General features: G+C 47.9%; 19 protein-coding genes and 1 pseudogene. 5 read left to right on the top strand and 15 right to left on the bottom strand.

What is annotated here, in order from left to right:
• Positions 1-84: 84 nt before the first annotated feature.
• The 4 genes from J7E78_RS24185 to J7E78_RS24170 all read right to left on the bottom strand — a co-directional run bounded on the left by J7E78_RS24185 (position 85) and on the right by J7E78_RS24170 (position 2,698).
• The gene (locus J7E78_RS24185; RefSeq protein ID WP_017691697.1) at positions 85-246 is read right to left on the bottom strand and encodes a hypothetical protein; all 162 of its coding nucleotides are present in this window, start codon (positions 244-246) and stop codon (positions 85-87) included.
• 113 nt (positions 247-359) lie between these two features.
• Positions 360-644, bottom strand: coding sequence for a hypothetical protein (locus J7E78_RS24180; protein WP_215078713.1), 285 nt, complete (start codon positions 642-644; stop codon positions 360-362).
• Between the two features lie 53 nt (positions 645-697).
• The gene (locus tag J7E78_RS24175; protein ID WP_215078711.1) at positions 698-1,696 is read right to left on the bottom strand and encodes a glycosyltransferase; all 999 of its coding nucleotides are present in this window, start codon (positions 1,694-1,696) and stop codon (positions 698-700) included.
• An 18-nt stretch (positions 1,697-1,714) separates the two neighbouring features.
• A complete protein-coding gene (locus tag J7E78_RS24170) occupies positions 1,715-2,698 on the bottom strand; it encodes a phosphotransferase family protein (protein ID WP_215078709.1) in 984 nt (327 codons plus the stop codon).
• Between the two features lie 160 nt (positions 2,699-2,858).
• On the opposite strand from J7E78_RS24170, the gene J7E78_RS24165 reads away from it, so the two are divergent.
• Together J7E78_RS24165 and J7E78_RS24160 are read left to right on the top strand one after the other, a co-directional pair.
• Entirely contained in the window at positions 2,859-3,449 is a 591-nt protein-coding gene (locus J7E78_RS24165) for a TetR/AcrR family transcriptional regulator (protein WP_215078707.1), read from the top strand.
• A 173-nt stretch (positions 3,450-3,622) separates the two neighbouring features.
• Positions 3,623-4,201 (top strand): NAD(P)H-dependent oxidoreductase, encoded by a 579-nt coding sequence (locus tag J7E78_RS24160; protein ID WP_215078705.1) that lies wholly within the window; start codon positions 3,623-3,625, stop codon positions 4,199-4,201.
• Positions 4,202-4,485: 284 nt separating this feature from the next.
• Here J7E78_RS24160 and nikE read toward each other — a convergent pair whose 3' ends face one another.
• The 10 genes and pseudogenes from nikE to J7E78_RS24105 all read right to left on the bottom strand — a co-directional run bounded on the left by nikE (position 4,486) and on the right by J7E78_RS24105 (position 15,215).
• Positions 4,486-5,286: a nickel import ATP-binding protein NikE gene (gene nikE / locus J7E78_RS24155; protein WP_215078704.1), complete on the bottom strand. Its 801-nt coding sequence runs from the start codon at positions 5,284-5,286 to the stop codon at positions 4,486-4,488.
• A gap of 159 nt (positions 5,287-5,445) precedes the next feature.
• Positions 5,446-6,252 (bottom strand): nickel import ATP-binding protein NikD, encoded by an 807-nt coding sequence (gene nikD, locus J7E78_RS24150; RefSeq protein WP_215078703.1) that lies wholly within the window; start codon positions 6,250-6,252, stop codon positions 5,446-5,448.
• 39 nt (positions 6,253-6,291) lie between these two features.
• Positions 6,292-7,122 (bottom strand): nickel ABC transporter permease subunit NikC, encoded by an 831-nt coding sequence (gene nikC, locus J7E78_RS24145; RefSeq protein WP_215078702.1) that lies wholly within the window; start codon positions 7,120-7,122, stop codon positions 6,292-6,294.
• The gene (gene nikB / locus J7E78_RS24140; protein ID WP_215078701.1) at positions 7,119-8,063 is read right to left on the bottom strand and encodes a nickel ABC transporter permease subunit NikB; all 945 of its coding nucleotides are present in this window, start codon (positions 8,061-8,063) and stop codon (positions 7,119-7,121) included. Before nikB ends, nikC begins: the two co-directional genes overlap by 4 nt.
• A gap of 59 nt (positions 8,064-8,122) precedes the next feature.
• Positions 8,123-9,754, bottom strand: a complete 1,632-nt coding sequence (nikA, locus tag J7E78_RS24135) for a nickel ABC transporter substrate-binding protein (protein WP_215078700.1) — start codon at positions 9,752-9,754, stop codon at positions 8,123-8,125.
• A gap of 297 nt (positions 9,755-10,051) precedes the next feature.
• A pseudogene (locus tag J7E78_RS30115) lies at positions 10,052-10,718 on the bottom strand (glycoside hydrolase family 113).
• The gene (locus J7E78_RS24120) at positions 10,678-11,715 is read right to left on the bottom strand and encodes a glycoside hydrolase family 130 protein (protein ID WP_215078697.1); all 1,038 of its coding nucleotides are present in this window, start codon (positions 11,713-11,715) and stop codon (positions 10,678-10,680) included. The pseudogene J7E78_RS30115 and the gene J7E78_RS24120 overlap by 41 nt, the downstream one beginning before the upstream one ends.
• A gap of 266 nt (positions 11,716-11,981) precedes the next feature.
• Positions 11,982-12,821, bottom strand: coding sequence for a carbohydrate ABC transporter permease (locus tag J7E78_RS24115; RefSeq protein WP_215078696.1), 840 nt, complete (start codon positions 12,819-12,821; stop codon positions 11,982-11,984).
• On the bottom strand, positions 12,818-13,705 hold the full coding sequence (locus J7E78_RS24110; RefSeq protein ID WP_036606603.1) for a carbohydrate ABC transporter permease: 888 nt from the start codon (positions 13,703-13,705) through the stop codon (positions 12,818-12,820). Before J7E78_RS24110 ends, J7E78_RS24115 begins: the two co-directional genes overlap by 4 nt.
• A gap of 196 nt (positions 13,706-13,901) precedes the next feature.
• Positions 13,902-15,215: an ABC transporter substrate-binding protein gene (locus J7E78_RS24105; RefSeq protein ID WP_215078695.1), complete on the bottom strand. Its 1,314-nt coding sequence runs from the start codon at positions 15,213-15,215 to the stop codon at positions 13,902-13,904.
• Positions 15,216-15,625: 410 nt separating this feature from the next.
• Here J7E78_RS24105 and J7E78_RS24100 point away from each other — a divergent pair, with 410 nt between their 5' ends.
• The 3 genes from J7E78_RS24100 (at position 15,626) to J7E78_RS24090 (ending at position 19,214) form a co-directional block, all read left to right on the top strand.
• Positions 15,626-16,813, top strand: coding sequence for an AGE family epimerase/isomerase (locus J7E78_RS24100; protein ID WP_215078694.1), 1,188 nt, complete (start codon positions 15,626-15,628; stop codon positions 16,811-16,813).
• Positions 16,813-17,997 (top strand): glycoside hydrolase family 130 protein, encoded by a 1,185-nt coding sequence (locus tag J7E78_RS24095; RefSeq protein ID WP_215078693.1) that lies wholly within the window; start codon positions 16,813-16,815, stop codon positions 17,995-17,997. The genes J7E78_RS24100 and J7E78_RS24095 overlap by 1 nt, the downstream gene beginning before the upstream one ends.
• 140 nt (positions 17,998-18,137) lie before the next feature.
• A complete protein-coding gene (locus tag J7E78_RS24090) occupies positions 18,138-19,214 on the top strand; it encodes a substrate-binding domain-containing protein (protein ID WP_215078692.1) in 1,077 nt (358 codons plus the stop codon).
• A 75-nt stretch (positions 19,215-19,289) separates the two neighbouring features.
• Here the strand turns inward: J7E78_RS24090 and J7E78_RS24085 are convergent, their stop codons facing one another.
• Positions 19,290-19,967 (bottom strand): hypothetical protein, encoded by a 678-nt coding sequence (locus J7E78_RS24085; RefSeq protein ID WP_215078691.1) that lies wholly within the window; start codon positions 19,965-19,967, stop codon positions 19,290-19,292.
• Between the last annotated feature and the right edge of the window lie 231 nt (positions 19,968-20,198).

Here is a 20,198-nt window from a genome sequence, read left to right as displayed (position 1 = left end):
TATAGGTTGGAAGATCCTGACCGCAACACAAAAAGAGCCGCAGGAGGTTAGCTCCGCGGCCCTTCAGAATTCAAGCAATATCGCTTATCGTCCGAATGAGGTCAAGGCAGGCATCTTCTCGCAAATGTTAACTTCCGTATATTCAAAATTGGACAGACTTCTCCCGTTGGTCAGAAAAGTATGAACAATGCCAGCCATAGCAATCGGCAGCTGGCTAATACGGTTGTTAAGCATCTCGTGATTCACCTGTCTTCACCTCCCTTGTCATAATTAATGTCAATATATCACAGAGGGATGCGTTCCTGCAACCATCCCATCGCCCAATTCAATCTTACTGTACAGAGGTTTCATTCTTCCGCTTAATTCCTGCCCCGTCGCCGAAGCACCACATCCCTGATCGCCACCGTAATGAGTGTTAACATTCCCGAGGTACCCAGTGATACGCCAAGCAGGGCATATCCGATGCCGTTCCACCCGCCAATATCGATGCTGATCATAATTACGACGGCACCGCCGAGCAAGGCCACACATGGCAAAATATATTGAACCCACGTCATTCGGCGTCCTTGCAACCGGTAGATAAGCCATTCAATCAGCAGCTGCACTGCCCACATTCCCAATGTCCACAAGATCAGTACTTCCATAAGGTTCCCCTCCTGTTGCTGAATGGATTAAGCCCTTAGTTACAGACCTTACGTTACTTCAACCAATCCGAGAAAAAGTTCCGGTATCCTTCTTTCATCTTCGTACGCGAAAAAGCACCAAACGCATACTCCCTGTTGTCTTCTGACACACTGCGCGGCGCAGCCGCAGCCATGTTCACCAGTTCAAACCAGTTATCCTCGTTGCCTGCAAAGGCATGCGTGGATCGAATATGACCGTAGCAAGCATGCTCCGGTTTCACGACCATTTTGCCCATCGCCATCGCTTCGGTCAGCGGCATCGCAAACGTATCAAAGGCCGAACAGTTCCAATAAACCTTCGCGGAATTCATCAACGTAAATATCTCATCCTGTGTGAGCGCAAACTTCAGCTTCACATTGGCAGGAATGTCGTACTTCTTCATGGTTTCCTTATAGCGTACACCGCCAAACACCATATATACTTCCTTGTCCGGGTTCTGCCGAGCGTATTCCAGGACTAAATCAGGGCGACGGTTCGCCTCATCCCGACCGATCCAGAGCACCCGATTATGCACAACCTGACTCGGATCATAGTGCCGGTTCGCCAGCTCTTCGCTAAAGCCAATCGGAATAACGTTCACGTCATGTACACCGAAATTGCGACCCAGTTCTGTTTTCAAAAACTCCGTCTGTACAATGGCTTTATCCACCATCGTATAGAATGGCTTCATCATCTCATATCCCGTCAGCGCGGGATCGGGGAAACTGTGCGGGAACAATACGCTTTTCGGTAAAAACATCTTCAGAAACGTAAACCCGGACACGGTGTAGATGACATGCTCTATATTTTGGCTATGAATCTGATCCAGCACGATATCGTAGTTCACCAGATCACCTTTCTCATGCTCATAACCCGGCAACCAGTCATATCCGCTGACATGACGCTCCGGCGAGATGAACACAATATCCACACCAAGCTCCAGACCAATCTGCTTCAGCCGATCCGCAAATACGCGTGGCCCCTGAGCTTCTGTAAATTGAATTTTACGCATAACAAGTCCGACTTTACGCAAGCTTCTCACCCCTCATTTCTATTCCTCACGCATGTGCTTCATGCACTGTTCCAGCGTCGCTGCCGTCTCGTGCCACTGGCTTCGCAGCTGCTCCTTCGGCCACACACATTCCTCACTCCTCAGGTCACCATCAATTAAACGCAGCATCCAGAGCGAGAATACAATAGCATAGGCGTCGTACCATTCTGCAAAAGAAACCCGTTCAATCTGCACGCCCAGGCTCTCCAGCTTGTCCAGATACACATCTATAACCCGCTCCCGCAAGGCAGGCGTAACCGTTCTGGGAAACAGCGGATGCGAGAGATCCACCAGATGAACTACATCCCACAGCGGCGTATTCAGATGGGCATGCTCCCAGTCCAGGATGACCAGTCTGCCGTCCACCTCTGCCATGTTACCAGGATGCAAATCTCCGTGACACAGAACGGTTGGAAGTTCTTCCTCTGCCGTGAGGATCAACCTGGTGATCTTGTCCCAATCCAATGCGGACAGCTGCATATCCATTCTGGACAACAGATCAACGGTAGATTGCTTCTGCATTTGCAACTCATCCAACATCGTGCGAATGGACGGTTTCTGGCCCACGCGAGGCAGCTCGCTCCAATCTTCAACAGGTAGCGCATGCCACGCTGCCATATGTGCCGCTGCGCGGAGCATCGTCGCTTCTTGTGAATCATGCACCAGTTTCCCCAGATCCTCGTAGATCATCCAGCTCTGTGCCGGTGCAATGGTAGGGTCCGACGCTGCAATGAGCTGCGGATAGAACGGAGGTAGAACAGACATCACACGCTTATACATCCATCGTTCCCGTCCATGCTGCGCAGGATTCGTCAGCGGTTTGAAAATAAAACTTCCACCAGTGGGAACAGTGAATCGCTCCACATATCGTCCGTTCATTCCTTGATACAACTGTTCGCGGCTTGTTATATAGTGATCATTCAGCATTCCTTCGGGCGTCACCCAGCTGTATGCATCCATCTCTTCTTTCACGCTACCCACCATCCGTTTCGTTCTCCCTGCTGCTCCGATGTTGATTTCTATTCATCATACGTTGCCGCTCACAAGCCTGCAAGCTTTGTTCGTAAGCGCTTATTCAGCGTCTCAATGTAGAGTTACAAAATTTCTTATTGCATTTTAGTTAGTAATCACTTACTATACAATCATGAAGAATAAACCTCATGTGGATAGCAAAAAGAAAGATATTTTACAAGCGGCGATGCGCTTGTTCGCAACCAAAGGCGTTGACGGCATATCCGTCAAAGAGATTGGTGACGCCGCCGGAGTAACCGATGCGGCGATCTACAAACATTTTAAAAACAAAGATGCCGTTGCCCTGGAAGCCTTCACCCAATACTGCGCGGACTATACTTCACTGATTGACGGGTATGTTCGCCGGGAAGGTCCGGTGCTGGAACGCTTCAAGCAACTGGTTACCGAGGTTCTCCATCTGCATGATGAAGATCCCTACGGGCTTCTGCTGATTTCACAGAATCATGAAATATTCATTGAAGCTGGAAGCAGTGAAGACTACCGTCAGCCATTGGATGCGTTAAGGGATCTGATCGATCAGGGAATCATGCGAGGTGAGCTGCCTCAGCAGGATTCACGGCTTACAGCCGTTCTGGTGATCGGTGCAATTACACGTATGGCGGTCTCCAGTATGCAAGGTGAGTTACCGGAGCTGTTGGTACCCTATACTGGTGAAACCGTTCACCGACTTACATCCATGTTGGGACAAGTCCCCCAAGAGTAACGATGGAGATGGGCAGCCATTTCTAAAAAGGGTCGGAGCTGCACGTTATAAAAAGAGAATCGTTAACATACCATCAGGATATACGAATGGATTACCGGGTCATACGTGACCTTTTCTTTTTGCACATGAGGTTAGTGTTCATTAACTAAAATAGTCAGGAAGTGTCATCGTCGATGAAAAAAATATTAATTATTCAAGGCAATCCCGTCTCACCCAGTTACAACGGCGCAATCGCCGAGGCTTACCGTAAAGGTGCGGTTCAGGCTGGCGCAGAAGTTCGCATGATCAACCTGAACGAACTCACGTTCAACATGAATCTGGAAGGAGGATATCGTAATAAACTTCCACTCGAACCGGATTTGCTACAAGCCCAAGAAGCGATCAAGTGGGCCGAGCATCTCGTATGGGTGTTCCCAATCTGGTGGGGAGGACCGCCTGCCCTGCTGAAAGGTTTCGTTGACCGAATCTTCATGCCAGGTTACGCCTTCAAGTATCAAAAAGGAAAACTTTTCCCGGATCAACTGCTCAAAGGCCGCACCGCCCACATGATCACCACGATGGATGGTCCGAGCTGGTACTACAAATGGTTCCAAGGTGAGCCCGCACACAAGATGATGAAAATCTCCACATTTGAACTCACTGGCATCAAACCTGTTCGGATAACAACTGTAGATCAAGTTAGGAAGAAGTCTGATGAACAGAGAAAGAATTGGCTCGATAAGATTGAGCAACTTGGGCGGAAGATGGGGTAAAAAATTTCTGCAAGAAAGCCCTCATCGGAAGTAGATGCTTCTTCCCAGATGTTCACCTTGTAAGTTCGATCAAAGATCTGGGGATATGCGTAATTCAGAGGTAGTCTTGTTTTTTTGCGAGTAGCACAATTTTAATTTTAGTTTAATTTATATCAGAAAGCAGGAAATGTGCCTATTCCCAGTTACAAAAAAAGGGTTGTCCCCTACGTCTTGTTCAAGACGTAGGGGACAACCCTTTTAACATTCGCTATGGTCTAACGAAGGTAAACCATACAAGCAACCCATTACCCAAACGAAATACGACCCGATGGATGCTCAGGCAAAATAGCTGTTACCAGCTGCCGCACAGCCGGATGATCCGATTGCATCACCGAATCCCCCGCATCACCGCTATAGACTAGCTTCCCCTGATCCATTACCGCAATGCGGTCACAGATCGTCATGGCGGCCCGAATGTCATGCGTGATAAAAAGATACGACAATCCATACGACGCTCTGAGCTCCGCCAGCAAGGACAGGATTTGCGTTTGGTGCACCATATCCAGGCTACTGATCGATTCGTCCAATACGATTAACTTTGGCTTGAGCGCGATAGCTCGTGCGATGTTAACTCGCTGTAATTGCCCACCGCTGAACTGGTGCGGAAGCTTGCTCCCATCCTCAGGTGTAAGTCCAACCTGCTCAAGCAGTTGTCCAACCACACGAAGTTGTTCTTTTGCCGACACTCGCTCGTAATTGTCCAGCGGCTCCCCAATGATCTGCGCGGCAGTCATGAGTGGATTCACAGCCGAATAACAGTCCTGAAACACGACCTGCAGATCACGTCGTAATTCCTTAAGCACGGGTTTGCTGGATCGATAGATATCCTGACCTTGAAATAAAACCTGACCCTGGCTAGGCTTCTCCAGACCAAGAATGATTTTACCCAAGGTACTTTTACCTGCCCCACTCGTACCCAGCAGTCCCAGACACACACCCTTTTCGATCGTAAGCGAAATGTTTGCCAGCACAGGAGGACGCGCTCCTGAACGATCCAGCCAATTGCGTTTGCCATAGCTATGGCTTACTTCACGTACCTGAAGCATCGGTCATCCTCCTCTCTTGTACTTGGCAGAAGCAATCTCCGAAGAGGCCGAATCTACACATCACCATGTTCATTCCACCCCTACACCTACCCGCTTCAAACCTAGTTCATGTCAGCTCTACACATACATTCACTAACGATTCCACTCTTCTATCAATCACTATCGTCCCAAAGACACACTAGGTCTGGCATTTAACAACATCCGGGTATACTCATGCTGCGGGTGATCAAACAGTTGGTACACATCTGCCTGCTCTACAATTCGGCCCTTCTGCATAACCGCAACTTCATCCGCCATTTGCGAGATCACGCCCAGATCGTGGGAGATGAGCAAGATGGATGTGCCGTATTCGGTACGTAGCCGATCCAATTCCTGAAGCACCTTGAACTGATTCACGACATCCAGTGCCGTCGTTGGTTCATCAGCAATAACCAAGGCGGGTCGCAGGCACATCGATATGGCAATCATCACCCGCTGTAACATACCTCCACTCAGTTGGAAGGGATATCGCTTCATCAGTTTAGCTGGTTCGGGCAGGTTCATATCTGCCAAGGCAGCAATAGCCCGCTCTCGGGCTGCGGCTTTGGACATTCCCGTGTGTGTACGCAAGGTTTCAATGAATTGAGATCCGATCGTATATACGGGTGTAAAAGCATTCATCGGATTCTGCATAATAAATCCGATGTCCTTGCCCCGGATGCGCCGCATCTCCTCACCTGACAACGAGCCAAGCTCCCGTCCATTCAGACGGATGCTGCCCGATACCTCCATCCTGCGCGGATCAAGCAGATGGAGCAACGCGTTACACGTAACGGTCTTGCCGCTGCCACTCTCGCCAACCAGACCGAAGACACGACCTTTTTTTAATTCGAAATCAATGGGCGCAAGTAACGGGACCGAACCCTCCGCTGTTCTTAGATTCACTTGCAGACCACGAACTTCGAGTACCTTCGCTGCATCATCCATCGTTACGTTCACCCCTTATATACCTTCGATTCCGAATCACTATCTTTTTGCAATGCCATAACGCTCGGATAACGCCTCACCCAAGATATTGAACGTAATGACTACCAGTAAAATCAAGGCACCTGGATAGATCATCAACTCCGGATGACTGCGAATGTAACCCGTCCCTTCATGAATCATGGCGCCCCATTCTGCATTCGGTGGTTGAATACCGAGTCCCAGGAAGGACAGAGCAGATATATCCATAATCGCCCACCCCATCTCCAGCGTGCCCATTACAACGATGGGACGCTGCACGTTGGGGATGATATGTTTCCGAATAATCGTCCACGAAGAGGAGCCGCTAATCCGCGCCGCCGCGATGAAGTTCCGTTCCTTCAGACTCACGACCATATTCCGGCAGATACGTGCATAATACACCCACTGCACCATCATGAGGGCTAGAAGCACCTGCATCAGACCTGGGCCAAAAATCCCTACAATACCCAGCACTAGCACCAGATTCGGAAACGCCATAATGCCTTCACACAAGCGCATCAGCAGACTGTCCACCCAGCCACCAAGGTAACCGGAGATTGAACCTACGATGACACCTATGAGCAAAGAAGACAGAAAGATCAGGGTAGCAAATCCGAGCGACACCCGCGCTCCATACATCAGCCTGGTGAGATTGTCGCGTCCCAGATGATCCGTTCCCAGCCAATGCTCAAGCGATGGACTCGCCAGCTTCTGTAACAGGTTTACCTTCACAGGGTCATGAGGAGCAATCCATGGGGCTAATGACGCGATCACGAAGAAAAGCAAGATGATCACCGAGCAGATCTGGATGGCTCTCTGTCCTTTAAATAACGTGCGCCATTTGTTTATCAATGTTCTGCCCGTCCTTTCGCTGAAATCCGTGGGTCCATAACGAGCTGCACCAGATCAACGAGCAGATTGCATACGATGAACAGGCATGCCGCCAGGAAGACATAACATTGAATCACGGGGATATCCCGATTAAATATTGCATCGACAAAGTATCGTCCAAATCCAGGCCAGGAAAACACTTGCTCCACAATAATGGTGCCTGTGAGCAGCTTGCCCATACTCATCCCCATCCCCGTAATGAGGGGCGATATGGCGATTTTCAGGACATGTTTCAGCATAATCACTCTTTCGCGAATTCCGCGTGTTCTTGCATACTGTACATATGTCTCCTGCAATTGCTCCAGTACACTGGAACGCAACAATCGGGTGTAGATCGCAATAAGAATCAAGGAGAGTGTAATCGTAGGCAGAACCAGATTCTCCCACGATCCACGCCCCTCCACAGGGAGCCAGTCCAGCTTCACCGAGAAAAAGAAGATCAGCAGGTAACCGAGCCAGAATTGCGGAATAGATGCTCCAAAATAGGAGATCGCCCGGCTGACCATGTCAATCCAGCTATTCTTATACACCGCAGCCAGTATTCCCAAAGGAATACTCACCAAAGCCGATAACAATATACTCCAGAAGGCTAGTTCAGCCGTAGCGGGAAGCCTTAATTTCACTTCATCCCATACGGGTTTATTAGTGAGATACGAGGTGCCGAAGTCGAGCTTGGCAATCTTCTGAATCGTATGCGCATATTGGGTTAACAAAGGCTGATCCAGACCGAACTCATGCCGCTTTTGTGCAAGCAGCTCCGGTGTTGGATAGATATGAGCGGCTGTCAGATAAGCCTCAGCCGGGTCAACCGGCGAAATATGAATAAGCGCAAAGGTAACGAGTGTAGCGATAAATACGATAGGAATGATCGCGATCATTCTTTTACCGATATAACTGATCACCAAACATTCCTCCCTTTTATCAAGCTACATGACCTTACCACTCTCAAAGTCACTACTTATTAATTGCCTAATTCAATGCCCACAAACGGATTTTCATCACGGTTCGCCGGGAAAATAAAGTTGGAAATTTTCTTCTGATATACAGCCGTTTTCTTAATATAAGAGATCGGTACGATCGCCGATTGCTCCTGAAGTGTTTTCAGGATAGAGCCATATAACTCCTGGCGCTCTGTCTCGTCTGTAGATGATAGTGCTGCATGCACCTGATCGTCCAGTTCCTTTTTCATCGGCAACGCATTCAGGGTCTCGGAAATCCCGAATCCAGGGCTTGCCACAACATTAATGAAGGAATGTGGATCATATGGCGCACCATAGTTGTACCAGAAATACAGGTCGAAATCATTGGCTTTCAAACGTTTGATCTGTACCGTCAGTTCCAGCCCCGTGAGGTTTACCTTAACCCCAAGCTCGCTCCATTCCGCCTGAATGGTCTCAGCCATCGCTTTCTGAATCGGGTCCGTTTTATCAAAAATCATCTCGAAATCAAGCTGCTGACCATCTTTTTCACGAACCGTACCACCTGCAGGCAACTTCCAGCCCGCTTCATCCAGTAAAGCTTTGGATTTCTCCACGTCATACGTGATCGCTTCCAGGTCTACATTGGTGTACGGGTAGTTTTTGGAAAGTACTGTATCGGCTGGTTCTTCCAATCCGGAAGTCACGCCTTCTACCATTGCCTTTTTGTTAAACCCTCGCTGAAGCGCCATCCGCACTCTGACATCGGACAGCTTTGGATTGGAAGAGTTCAGCAGCAAGCTACGAGTGCCCACCGGATCAGACAATTGGGTCACATATTCATCATTGTCACGAAGCTGCTGGAATGCATCCAGACTGATCACACCTTCACCATAGATCAGGTCGAGATCGCCTTTTTCAAAAGCGAGTACACGAGTCTCACCATCGGGAATGATTTTAACCGTAATCTGATCCACCTTTGGTGCTGTTCCCCAATAGTTCGGGTTACGCTTGAAAACAGCATATTCGTCCTGCTTGTAATCCGCCAGCATCCACGGGCCCGTTCCAACCGGCTCTTTGATGCCTTGGGATGTATCTCCATCATCCGGGAATCCGGCTTCACCCAGGAAGCGGAAAGGACGAACTACAGATAAGTCCTGAAGAACAGGATAATACGGCTCCGTGAGTGTCAGTCGGAAAGTCTGATCGTCCACAACCTCCGTCTTGTCGAGCACCCCTACAATGCCAAGCCAGCTATGTGTATCTTTATTTTTCATTACAGCATCAAAATTCTTTTTCACAATCTCAGCATTAAATGGTGTACCATCTGAGAATTTCACACCTTGGCGAAGCTTGAATGTATATACTTTGCCATCCTCAGAGATCGTCCATGATTCTGCCAGCGCAGGTTCCAGCTTTCCGTCCTTCTGGTAACTGATCAGTGGCTCATAGAGCATCGATTGGGCAAATAATTGCGAAGGATTGTACGTATGCGGATTCATTGTACCGATATCACGTGGCCATGACATCGTAATCGACTTCTCAGATGTTTGATCCGAAGCAGCAGATGAGGATTTATCTGCACTTCCTGTATTGCTGCAGCCCACGATAACCAATAGCAACAAGAGCATCGTTGCCAGTGTGAGGGCCGAAGATTTGCGATGTTGTACAGACATGGATGTAGAACCCCTTTTCTCTATTTTATGATAATGATTCTCATATTCATTTATTAAGAATAGGCAGGAGCCCTCCTTTTGTCAACAAAATTCGACATAGTATGTGTTGTTATTAAAATAGCCAAAAAAAGCCCTTCCTATAGGAGGAAGGGCCTCTATACCTGAATATGAATCGCAACTGCAAAAATAAGTCCCCAATAATCTGCTATTCCTTGCTCACAGCACGGAAATCACGAAAGTACATATGCAGATATATTACCTATAGTCCCGCTTCACATATATCTTCTTATTTCTCGTTTAAACTTCTACAGCGACGCTCTCATAGAACCGACAAATCACCTGCTCTGCTGGCTTACCATACACCCCGTATCCGTCATCGGTCAGCGCATCTTTCTCGTCATGTAAATGTGCACTCCAGTCCCACAGACCGAATCCGCGTACCCATTCACGCTGACTGACATGCCCGAACATGGCCCCATAGAAACGCTGCTGTTCCTCAGCACTTACTTCGCCTTCCTGTCCCCAATCATTCGATCCCCGGGCTGATCCCATTGCGGCTGGGACAACCTGCTTCCGCGAAGAAAAAGGGTTTGCCATAGGGAGCAATCGCTGCTCAATTCGATCCAGCTGTGCCTCCCAATCTCCGATGGGATAATACCCACTGGAAGAGATCAAGTCCACAGCATCCCACCACTTCACATGACCTTCCTGATATTTGTCCGTGTTGTATGACCAGTCCAGTGTACACTTCACGCACACCAGCGATCACCCCGCGCCACTCTTGATCCCGACGCTCGGATTGCACCATCTCACAGCCTGCGATGAATATCTCGCACTTTTCCTGCCCTGCAATCGCCGCATAATGCTTTCTCCCCTGCCACTCAGCCAGCCAAATGTAAATCCCTTGATGTACTCCATATGCATTACAGCTTGCCTTCCTCGCGGTCACCTGCAATAACCTCATCGGTCTGGATGACATAGGTCACGATCTCTTCGATGGTCGTATAGGCAACGCCCACATATGTGTCGGCAGCGCCGTAATAGATGGCGATACGTCCGGTCTCAGCATCATGCAGTGTGGCACACGGGAAGATGACGTTATCAACGAAGCCTTGCTCCTCGTACCATTTTTCCGGTGTCAGTACGAAGTTGGAGGAACGATATTTCACTTTGGAGGGCTCATCCAGATCCAGAATGACCGCACCCATGCTATATACCAAGCCGTTACAGGTTCCAGTGACACCGTGGTAGAACATCAGCCAGCCTTCGGACGTTTCGATCGGAGCAGGACCGCCGCCAATTTTGACCGATTGCCACCAGCCCTGACCGCCTTTGCTCATCACATGACGGTGCTTGCCCCAGTACACAAGATCCGGGCTTTCGCTCAGGAAAATGTCTCCGAATGGGGTATGTCCACTGTCACTTGGTCTGGACAACATTACATAGTTATCGTTGATTTTGCGCGGGAACAACACGCCATTCCGGTTGAACGGCAGCATTGGATTTTCAAGGCGGATAAACGTTTGGAAGTCATCGGTCTTCGCCAGACCTAGGGCTGCGCCGTAGAAGTCTGTACACCAGATGATGTAATACGTATCTTCGACTTTGACCAGACGCGGGTCATACGCATAGTTTGGCATGAACGAATCGCCATTTTCATCTACAAATGCAATGCGTTCCTCTTCAATTGTCCACTCCAAACCGTCCTCACTGAAGCCCATGTGCAGATGTGGTCGGCCATTCACGGTTTCGGCGCGGAATACCCCAATGAATTTCCCTTCATATGGTACAACGGCACTATTGAAAATGCGGGCAACACCTTTGACCGGATTACGCGGAACCACCGGATTGGCCGAATGTCTCCATACCGGGCCTTCTGTTCCCTCAGGTTTAGCCTCCCACGGCATATTTGGCAAAGCATCCCCAACAATGTGTACGTTTTTTGTTTCGGCAACTGTCATTTTTCATTTCTCCCTTCGGTTAGGCTTTATGAAATGAATACTAAAATTACACTAGACCACTTTGATGACAGAACAACCTTCCGATCGCCGTTATCCCCAGATTTTTTTGATCCCCTTATGAAGGGGGAAAATCCGGTTATAGCTTATGCTTACGGAGCGAGCTTTCTTTCAGAAAGCTTTTAGCGTCCCCTCCGTTTCTCCAGCTTTTTTCTGTCCTCTTTGTTCCTGTGCATTCTCTTATGCATTTCATATAGCCTTATGTTTTTTTATTTAACGGAGCCTTGCGCGAAGCCGTTGTAGATGTACTTCTGTAACAGCAGGAAGATAATCATGGTTGGAATAATGGCGATCATGATGCCGGCGCTGATGACTTCCCACTGCGATCCGAACGGTCCCTTGAATTTGAACAAAGCGGTGGATATGACCTGTAGATCGGTCTTGGGCATGTACAGGAACGGTGTGTAGAAATCGTTATAGATGTTCACACCCTTCACGATAATGACTGTTACAATGGCCGGTTTCAGCAGTGGCAGAATGATTTTCCAGTAGATTGTGAAGTACGAAGCGCCATCCAGCATGGCGGATTCATCCAGTGCACTTGAGATGGAGCCAAGGAACTGCAGGAAAATATAAACCGCGATGATATCTGTACCCAGGTACATCACGATGGCCGCCCAGCGTGTGTTGAACAGATCGAGCGCGTTGATGATCTGGAATGTGGCGACCTGCGTTGTAACACTTGGAATCAGCGTAGCGAGCAGGAATGCCGCGACCATGATTTTCTTGCCTTTGAATTTGAACCGATCCAGCACATAAGCGATCATGGAGCCGGTCAAGGTAGCACCTATAATGGAGATGATCAGGATAATGATTGTATTTTTGAAACCGACCAGCATGTTGCCATCCACAAAAGCCTTTGCATAGTTCGCAAAGTTCAGCCAGTTGGCTGGCGGGGTTAGCGGGCTGCTGGTAGCGTATTCCGCATTGGTTTTGAGAGATGCAAACAGAATGACCACGATAGGTAACAGTGCGATAAACGCTGCAAGAACAAGGGAAGTATATTTAACCACGCTCGCAAGGGTGTACTTGAATTGGTTCACAATCATTCCTCCCCTTTCATGGTCACGCGCTGAACGAGTGTAACGAGAATAACAATCATGAGCAGCACCACAGCCATGGCGGATGCCAGTCCCAGCTTGCCATATTTAAACGCCAAATGAACCGTTTGGATTACAAAGGTCATACTGCCGTTGGAACCATCAGTCATAATATATGGAATATCGAACGCACTAATTGCGCCGCTAATCGCCAAGATCAGGTTGAGCTGCAGGATGCGTGTAATACTTGGCAGGATGATGTGGCGGAATTGCTGCCAGCGATTGGCGCCATCAATATCAGATGCTTCATATACATCCTTCGGAATGGAGGAGATTGCACCCAGGAAAATGATAAAGTTGAAGCCCATGTATCTCCATACCGATGCACCTGCGAGTGACACGTTGATAATATTCGGATTACCGAGCCAGAGCTGCGTATATTGTCCCAGCCCTACAGCATGCATGAGCATATCGAGTGTACCGTCTGGTTTGAAGAAAAAGAGGAAGATAAAACCGATGGCTACCCCATTCAGCAAATAAGGGAAAAACAGTATGCCCTTGAAGAAGTTTTTGCCTCGAACTTTGAAACTCAGAATCGTGGCAAAGTAAAGCGCCAATCCCATCTGTAAGAACGTAGCCACGAAGTAATACAAGCTGACAATAAATACTTTGAAGTATTCGGGATCACTGAATATGCGCGTATAGTTCTCAAAGCCAACATAATCGAACCTTTTGCTATATCCGTTCCAATCGGTGAAACTGTATTTGAACATGTTAATGACTGGTAAGTATGCAAATGTAAACAGCAACGCCAGCGGAATAATCGAGAAGGCACAGATAATAAATATGCGTTGCGCTGAGTAGCCCCAATTCGAAAGTTTTAAGTACTTCATGCTCTCCACACCTCCAAGCGGTTCACCCGCCTATATATCAAAAGTCTCCCGTCCAATGGAATTCCCGTGGAACAACTGCCGGGGGAAGAGCATGGGGATCATGCTTTCAAATACCACATACTCCATGCTCCATTCATAAATGGATTCCTATATCCCCGCAGTCCATTCATCACCTGATTCACTTACGTTAATCCAATTATTTCGTGAGTTCTGCCCGGGCTTTTACCCACTTATCATTCAGATCTTTCATGATATCGTCATACGATTCCTTGCGGTTACCAAGACCTGCTTCGATAATGCGTTTCTTGAAGTCAGGTTGCCAGAGGCCGATTTCACCTTCGTTATCGATCTTGTCGACCAGACCTTCCTGGCCCTCTTTGGCGGGCGTAAGCGTGGAGAATTTCACATCTTTATATTGATCCAAAATCGGTGGCAATTCAGCATTCTTGTCTGCATCCATACCGCCGCCTTGTTCAACTGCGTAGTTCGATTTCGCCAAGAACCAGTCAATCCAGGCTTTCGCAGCAGGTTTGTTCTCACTGTTGACGTTCATGCCGATGTTATAGTCAGCGGAGAGTGGTACCACCACTTCGCTTGCATTGGTTGGGAAAGGAAGGAATCCGATGTCATCAGGTGTATCCGTCATACCTTGGATCTGTGTGATGGCCCAAGAGCCCAGTGCCATTGTGGCAATTTTGCCTTTGGCAAGATCAGCTTTGGAGCTTTCCCAGTCGGTTGTCGTTGGATCTTTCTCGATTAAACCGTTCTTGGCTGCATCATAGAGCACTTTATATAGTTCGTAGTGCGGCTGACCAGGCACAAAGTTCTCATCGGTATTGGGTTGGTCCACGTTCACGTAATCTACGCTACCTGCGACCGTTGGCAGGTCTGCTTCCCACTGCGTCAACGCCCAGCCGGATGCATAGTTGGTGTAAAGCGGAACGGCATCTGTATTGTCTTTGACCAGTTGAAGCGCTGCCTGGAATTGCTCCGGTGTTTTTGGCAGCTCGGTAATACCTGCATCTTGGAAGACCTGTTTGTTATAGATGATTCCGGAGAATGTGATCACGGTAGGAATACCATATACCTGACCATTCACCATACGCTCCTCAATCGCCGTGTATTTGTCTTTCAATTCATCGTAAGTGCCGAGCGGCTCAAAAAAGTCCGGGATATCCGCGATCGGAACACTGGTCGGAATCATCAGCACATCACCATAATCCTTGGTGCTCATACGGATCTTCACTTGACCTTCATAGTCGGCCAGTGCCTGGAAGTTCACTTTGACATCCGGGTATTCCTTATTGAACTCTGCAGCGTAGTCTTTGAACACGGTATCCACAATATCTGTCCGTTGCGTCAGAACGGTTATTTCACCTTTGATATCTGCCGGATCTGTACTGATCTCCTCCCCTGCCTGCGAAGATCCACCTCCGGATGAACATGCAGCAAGTAGTGAAGTGATGAGCAGCATCGTCAGCAACATCATCCAACCTTTGTTTTTCCTCAATTGTTTCGACCCCTCTCTCAAGTTAATTAGGTTATCGTTAAGGTTACAAAATGAATTCTATTATGGTAACGCTTACCTGTCAATTCATTTATTTAGAACCTAACAAGAAAAATTGCGAGGTAATTCGTTGACATCTGTTTTTTAGAGCACTAATATTATTTTATAAAGTTACCGTTAACTTAAATATATGAATTTATTAAACATTTACACGAAACGGAGAGGACAGAAAGAACCTGGAGAAGCGGAGCGTTCGCCTTTATCCCCGGATTTTCTCCTTATGACAAGGAATCAAAAAATCTGGGGATAACAGCGATCGGAAGGTTATTCTGTCATCGGAGTGGCCAGTGTAAATATTCTTTAGTCCATTTATATTTTAAGATCTATGTAACACGTTGAAGGAGCGCTCACTTATGAATACAAAAACAACTGAACTTCAATCTGAAATTAAGGCGCATTGGGAGAAGCAGATTTTACCCTTCTGGTCCAACCTTCAAGATACAACCCACGGTGGATTCTACGGCTGGGTTGGCAATGATCTTCAGGTAAATCCACAGGCACCCAAAGGCGGGATCGCCACGGCACGGCAACTATGGTCTTTTGCAGCAGCCTATCGGGTTACCGGAAATCAAAGATGGCGAGATCACGCGGAGCACGCCTATCGTTTCCTCGCTGACCATGTGATGGATACCGAATATGGCGGTATGTACTGGATGGTAGATTACACAGGGGAAGCGCTGGACACGAGCAAACATGTGTATACGCAATCATTCGGCGTGTATTCACTCAGTGAGTACTATCGTGCTACTGGGGATGCTTCTGCATTGGAACTTGCGAAAACGCTTTTTGCACTAATCGAGGACAAAGGTCTGGATGCCGAACGACCTGCGTACAAGGAACAATTTGATCGCACATGGAAGGAACAACCCAATGAGATGCTGAGCGAAAATGGGGTTATTGCGGATTACACCATGAATACGCATATCCATGTGCTGGAGGCCTACACCACGCTCTATCGAGTGTGGCCGGATCAACAAGTGAAGGCGGCGCTGGAACGTCTGCTCGGAATTTTGTATGAACGTGTGTATGACCAAGACACCAAGTTTCTCGGGGTATTTTTCAACAAACAGTGGGAATCCATCATTGACCTTCGCTCGTTCGGACATGACATTGAAGCCAGCTGGCTGATTGACGAAGCACTGAAAGTGCTGGGGATGGAACAACATCCGGAGTATGCGGCGATGGTCACGGATATTGCCTATAACATCTCCAATGTAGCCGTGAATGCCGATGGTTCCCTGCTCAATGAACAAGAAGGTGAACATATCGATGATAAGCGCATTTGGTGGGTTCAGGCGGAGGCGATGGTTGGCTTCTATAACGCATATCAGCGTACAGGTGATCCCTTGTTTATGGAGAGAGTGGATCACCTGTGGACCTATACAAAAGAAAACATCATAGATCAGCGCACTGGTGGGGAATGGTACTGGTCGGTTGATGGGAACGGTACGCCGGATCAGAGCGAAATTGCCGGACCGTGGAAATGCCCGTATCACAATAGCAGATTCTGTATTGAATTAATCGAGAGGATGGGATCATAATGATACACCCGAAATACAAGGAGTTACTGGAGAAACAGGAACAGCTGCTTACTCGCCCCAATGAGATCAATTCTTCCTTCTACAACGGAGTATATGATCGGTACCAATATCCGGTAATCACTCGCCATCATGTACCGCTGCATTGGAGATTCGATCTGAATGAGACGACCAACCCGCATTTCATGGAACGTCTGGGCATTAATGCGACGCTGAATCCAGGAGCCATCTATTTCAATGGCAAATACGTCATGGTCATTCGTACCGAAGGATTGGACCGCAAATCGATCTTTGCGCTCGCGGAGAGTGACAATGGAGTTGACGGGTTTCGTTTTACGGGTAAACCATTAGTCTGGGAAGATATCGATGCGGATGAAACCAATCAGTATGATATGCGCCTTGTTCAACATGAAGACGGCTGGATCTATGGCATCTATTGCTCGGAACGTAAAGACCCGGAGGCTCCTGCATTGGATACGTCCAGCGCAGTTGCACAGGCAGGACTGGTTCGGACACGGGATCTTACAAGCTGGGAACGGTTGCCCAACATCACGACGAATTCCCCTCAACAGCGCAATGTCGTATTGCACCCGGAATTTGTGGATGGAAAGTATGCCTTCTACACCCGTCCACAAGACGGATTTATCTCCACAGGCAGCGGCGGTGGAATCGCCTTTGGTCTGTGTGAGGATATCTTGAATCCGGTCATTCATGAAGAGACGGTTATCGACGAACGTCAATATCATACGGTCTACGAAGTCAAAAACGGTCAAGGCCCTGCTCCGCTCAAGACGGATCGTGGCTGGATTCACATTGCTCACGGGGTTCGGAACACCGCGGCAGGCCTGCGTTACGTGTTATACACCTTCGCTACGGATCTGAATGATCCGGCGCGTGTGATTGCCAAGCCGGGCGGCCACTTCATTGCTCCTTATGACGACGAGCGTGTAGGCGATGTATCCAATGTTATTTTCTGCAACGGTGCTGTAGTCAATGAGAAAGAAGAAGTCTTTATCTATTACGCTTCCAGTGATACCCGCTGTCATGTGGCAACAACGACTCTGGAAAAACTAGTTGATTATACGTTTAATACACCGGCCGATCCATATCGTTCCCTGGACTGTGCCAGCCAGCGGGGTCAGCTGATTGAACAGAATGAGAAGCTTTTACAGAAACAATTAACGTAACATCGGTAGAGCGTCCTCTCAGGGAAGCCTGCAATGTGCTGAAAATTAGCGAAACAACAGCCAGAATGGCTTTATTCCAAGTGGGTAACGATGTATACTGATATGGATTGTTATTATGTTGGAGGAAAGCACTCATCATAATGACAGCACATTGTGCCTATACCGGCTTGAAGGAGGCGACCATACTGAAGAACAATATCACCATGCGGGATATCGCCGACAGGCTCGGGGTCAGCAGTGTGACCGTCTCCAAAGCATTGAATGATAAAGATGGCGTGAGTGGCGAATTAAAGGAAAAAATTAAAGTGCTTGCTGCCCAAATGGGCTATCGGTATAATTCTGCTGCCCGTTCGATGAAGGAAGGCTTAACCCATAATATTGGCGTAATTATTCCGGAGCGTTTTACCGGGCCTACGCAGTCGTTCTATGTACGCGTGTTCCAGCGCATCACCAAACATCTGGAGGAACAGGGCTACTACGGCATTCTGCACATTCTGAATGTCGAGGATGAGGAAGAATTAACGCTGCCCAAGCTGTACAGCGACAACAAGGTGGATGGTTTCATCGTGCTCGGACAGATCAGCAAAGCGTATATTGAACTGGTGCGATCGATGGAAGTTCCCAAAATGTTTCTCGACTTCTACGATGAACATTCCGATATCGATTCCGTCGTTACCGATAACTTCTACGCGGCCTATGAGCTAACGAACGTTCTGGTTCAGCAGGGCCACCGTAACATTGCTTATGTGGGGAACCTGTATTCCACGAGCAGCATCCAGGATCGATTCCTCGGGTACTACAAATCCTTGCTGGAACATCGCTTGCCGATGAACCCAGATCTGGTTCTGAATGATCGGGATGAACGGGGTACGTTTATTGAGATCGATCTGCCAGAGCAACTTCCAACGGCCTTTGTATGCAACTGTGATCAAGTCGCTCATCTGCTGGTTCAAAAACTGACTTCCATGGATATTCAGGTGCCTGGCCAATGCTCTGTTGTTGGTTTTGATAATGATATCTATGCCACGCTCTCCGATCCCAAGCTGACAACCGTCGAAGTGGATGTGGAACAGATGGCGCGCACGGCAGTCCAGTCCATGCTCAAAAAGATCGATAACCCAAACCGCAGTTTCGGCCGTGTACACGTGAAAGGCAACATCATCTATCGTGACTCGGTGAGTACTGTGTCTGCCTCATCAGATACTAAGGATATTTGAATAAAAAAATGAAATAAACAAACACAGATGACTGGCCTGTATCTTACTGGCCAGTCTTTTCTGATGCATGGGGGCTTAAGGACGGCGATGATCTGTTGAATCCCTCAAAAATGTAGTCGTTCTCCAAATTGAGAGGATGAGGATCAGCTCATACACATTGGTTAAAGTTCCGGTTTCCACTGGCAGGGAGATTAACTGCCCTACAAACAATAATGCAGTCCCAACAAACAGCCATACCCATTTATGTTTGAAAAGAACGATCAGGCTAACCAATAAGAGTACAATCCCCACGACGATAACCATCATCGGCGGACCTCCATGACCTTCTGCCATATATCTCAGTACTCCATACTCTTCTATAACCTTAAGATTTTTAACCTCGGATATAGTAAAGCCTACAATCTGGTAGATAACCAAACCTAAAGTTATCAGCCATGCTACCACACTCGTTATACTTCTATTTGCAACCTTGGCACCTGAGCTGCGCAAGATATGGTAGCCAACTAGAATAAGGGTAGGGGTAGCAAAGGCATGTAGCCAAAATCGAAGGCTACTGAGAACCATTAACACCTCCCCATCCCCTATCAACTTACCTACAGCAATAATTACATTATCATATGCCAAGCTGAACGCTACGAATAGCTGAAAACTGGAATACGCGAGCCATTGCTTTCTCTGGGTTAAATCGACGGCCATCCGCACAACAAGTATCAAATAAACAAGAGTAAGTACGGAGTATATCCATACATCCAAGCTGCTTCACCACCCTTATTGGTCAATTCTAATAAATTATATTTACCGGTAAGTAAAATTACAAGGTGAATTTGGATTAATGGCCGTTTATAGAGCTAAATTATATAAAAAGAGCACTCCCGGCTATCGTAGTGAACCGCTCCCTGTAAAGTAGACAGTTAAAAAAACAAAAATTAGTTCATTGAGATACCTTAGCCCGGATGACGTGCTAAGGTATCTTTCTTGTTATAA

It is taken from the genome of Paenibacillus polymyxa (genome assembly GCF_018614975.1).
GTDB lineage: Bacteria > Bacillota > Bacilli > Paenibacillales > Paenibacillaceae > Paenibacillus > Paenibacillus polymyxa_E.
The sequence above is the reverse complement of the archived record's forward strand: the minus strand, read 5'-3'. Positions and strand labels throughout refer to the sequence as shown.

What these genes read in the sequence shown, in the direction of transcription:
- J7E78_RS24180 (WP_215078713.1), bottom strand. Translation starts at nt 644, where the DNA reads ATGGAAGTACTGATCTTGTGGACATTGGGAATGTGGGCAGTGCAGCTG.
- J7E78_RS24170 (WP_215078709.1), bottom strand. Translation starts at nt 2,698, where the DNA reads ATGGTGGGTAGCGTGAAAGAAGAGATGGATGCATACAGCTGGGTGACG.
- J7E78_RS24165 (WP_215078707.1), top strand. Translation starts at nt 2,859, where the DNA reads ATGAAGAATAAACCTCATGTGGATAGCAAAAAGAAAGATATTTTACAA.
- J7E78_RS24160 (WP_215078705.1), top strand. Translation starts at nt 3,623, where the DNA reads ATGAAAAAAATATTAATTATTCAAGGCAATCCCGTCTCACCCAGTTAC.
- nikE (WP_215078704.1), bottom strand. Translation starts at nt 5,286, where the DNA reads ATGCTTCAGGTACGTGAAGTAAGCCATAGCTATGGCAAACGCAATTGG.
- nikD (WP_215078703.1), bottom strand. Translation starts at nt 6,252, where the DNA reads ATGGATGATGCAGCGAAGGTACTCGAAGTTCGTGGTCTGCAAGTGAAT.
- nikA (WP_215078700.1), bottom strand. Translation starts at nt 9,754, where the DNA reads ATGTCTGTACAACATCGCAAATCTTCGGCCCTCACACTGGCAACGATG.
- J7E78_RS24120 (WP_215078697.1), bottom strand. Translation starts at nt 11,715, where the DNA reads ATGACAGTTGCCGAAACAAAAAACGTACACATTGTTGGGGATGCTTTG.
- J7E78_RS24115 (WP_215078696.1), bottom strand. Translation starts at nt 12,821, where the DNA reads ATGATTGTGAACCAATTCAAGTACACCCTTGCGAGCGTGGTTAAATAT.
- J7E78_RS24110 (WP_036606603.1), bottom strand. Translation starts at nt 13,705, where the DNA reads ATGAAGTACTTAAAACTTTCGAATTGGGGCTACTCAGCGCAACGCATA.
- J7E78_RS24100 (WP_215078694.1), top strand. Translation starts at nt 15,626, where the DNA reads ATGAATACAAAAACAACTGAACTTCAATCTGAAATTAAGGCGCATTGG.
- J7E78_RS24095 (WP_215078693.1), top strand. Translation starts at nt 16,813, where the DNA reads ATGATACACCCGAAATACAAGGAGTTACTGGAGAAACAGGAACAGCTG.
- J7E78_RS24090 (WP_215078692.1), top strand. Translation starts at nt 18,138, where the DNA reads ATGACAGCACATTGTGCCTATACCGGCTTGAAGGAGGCGACCATACTG.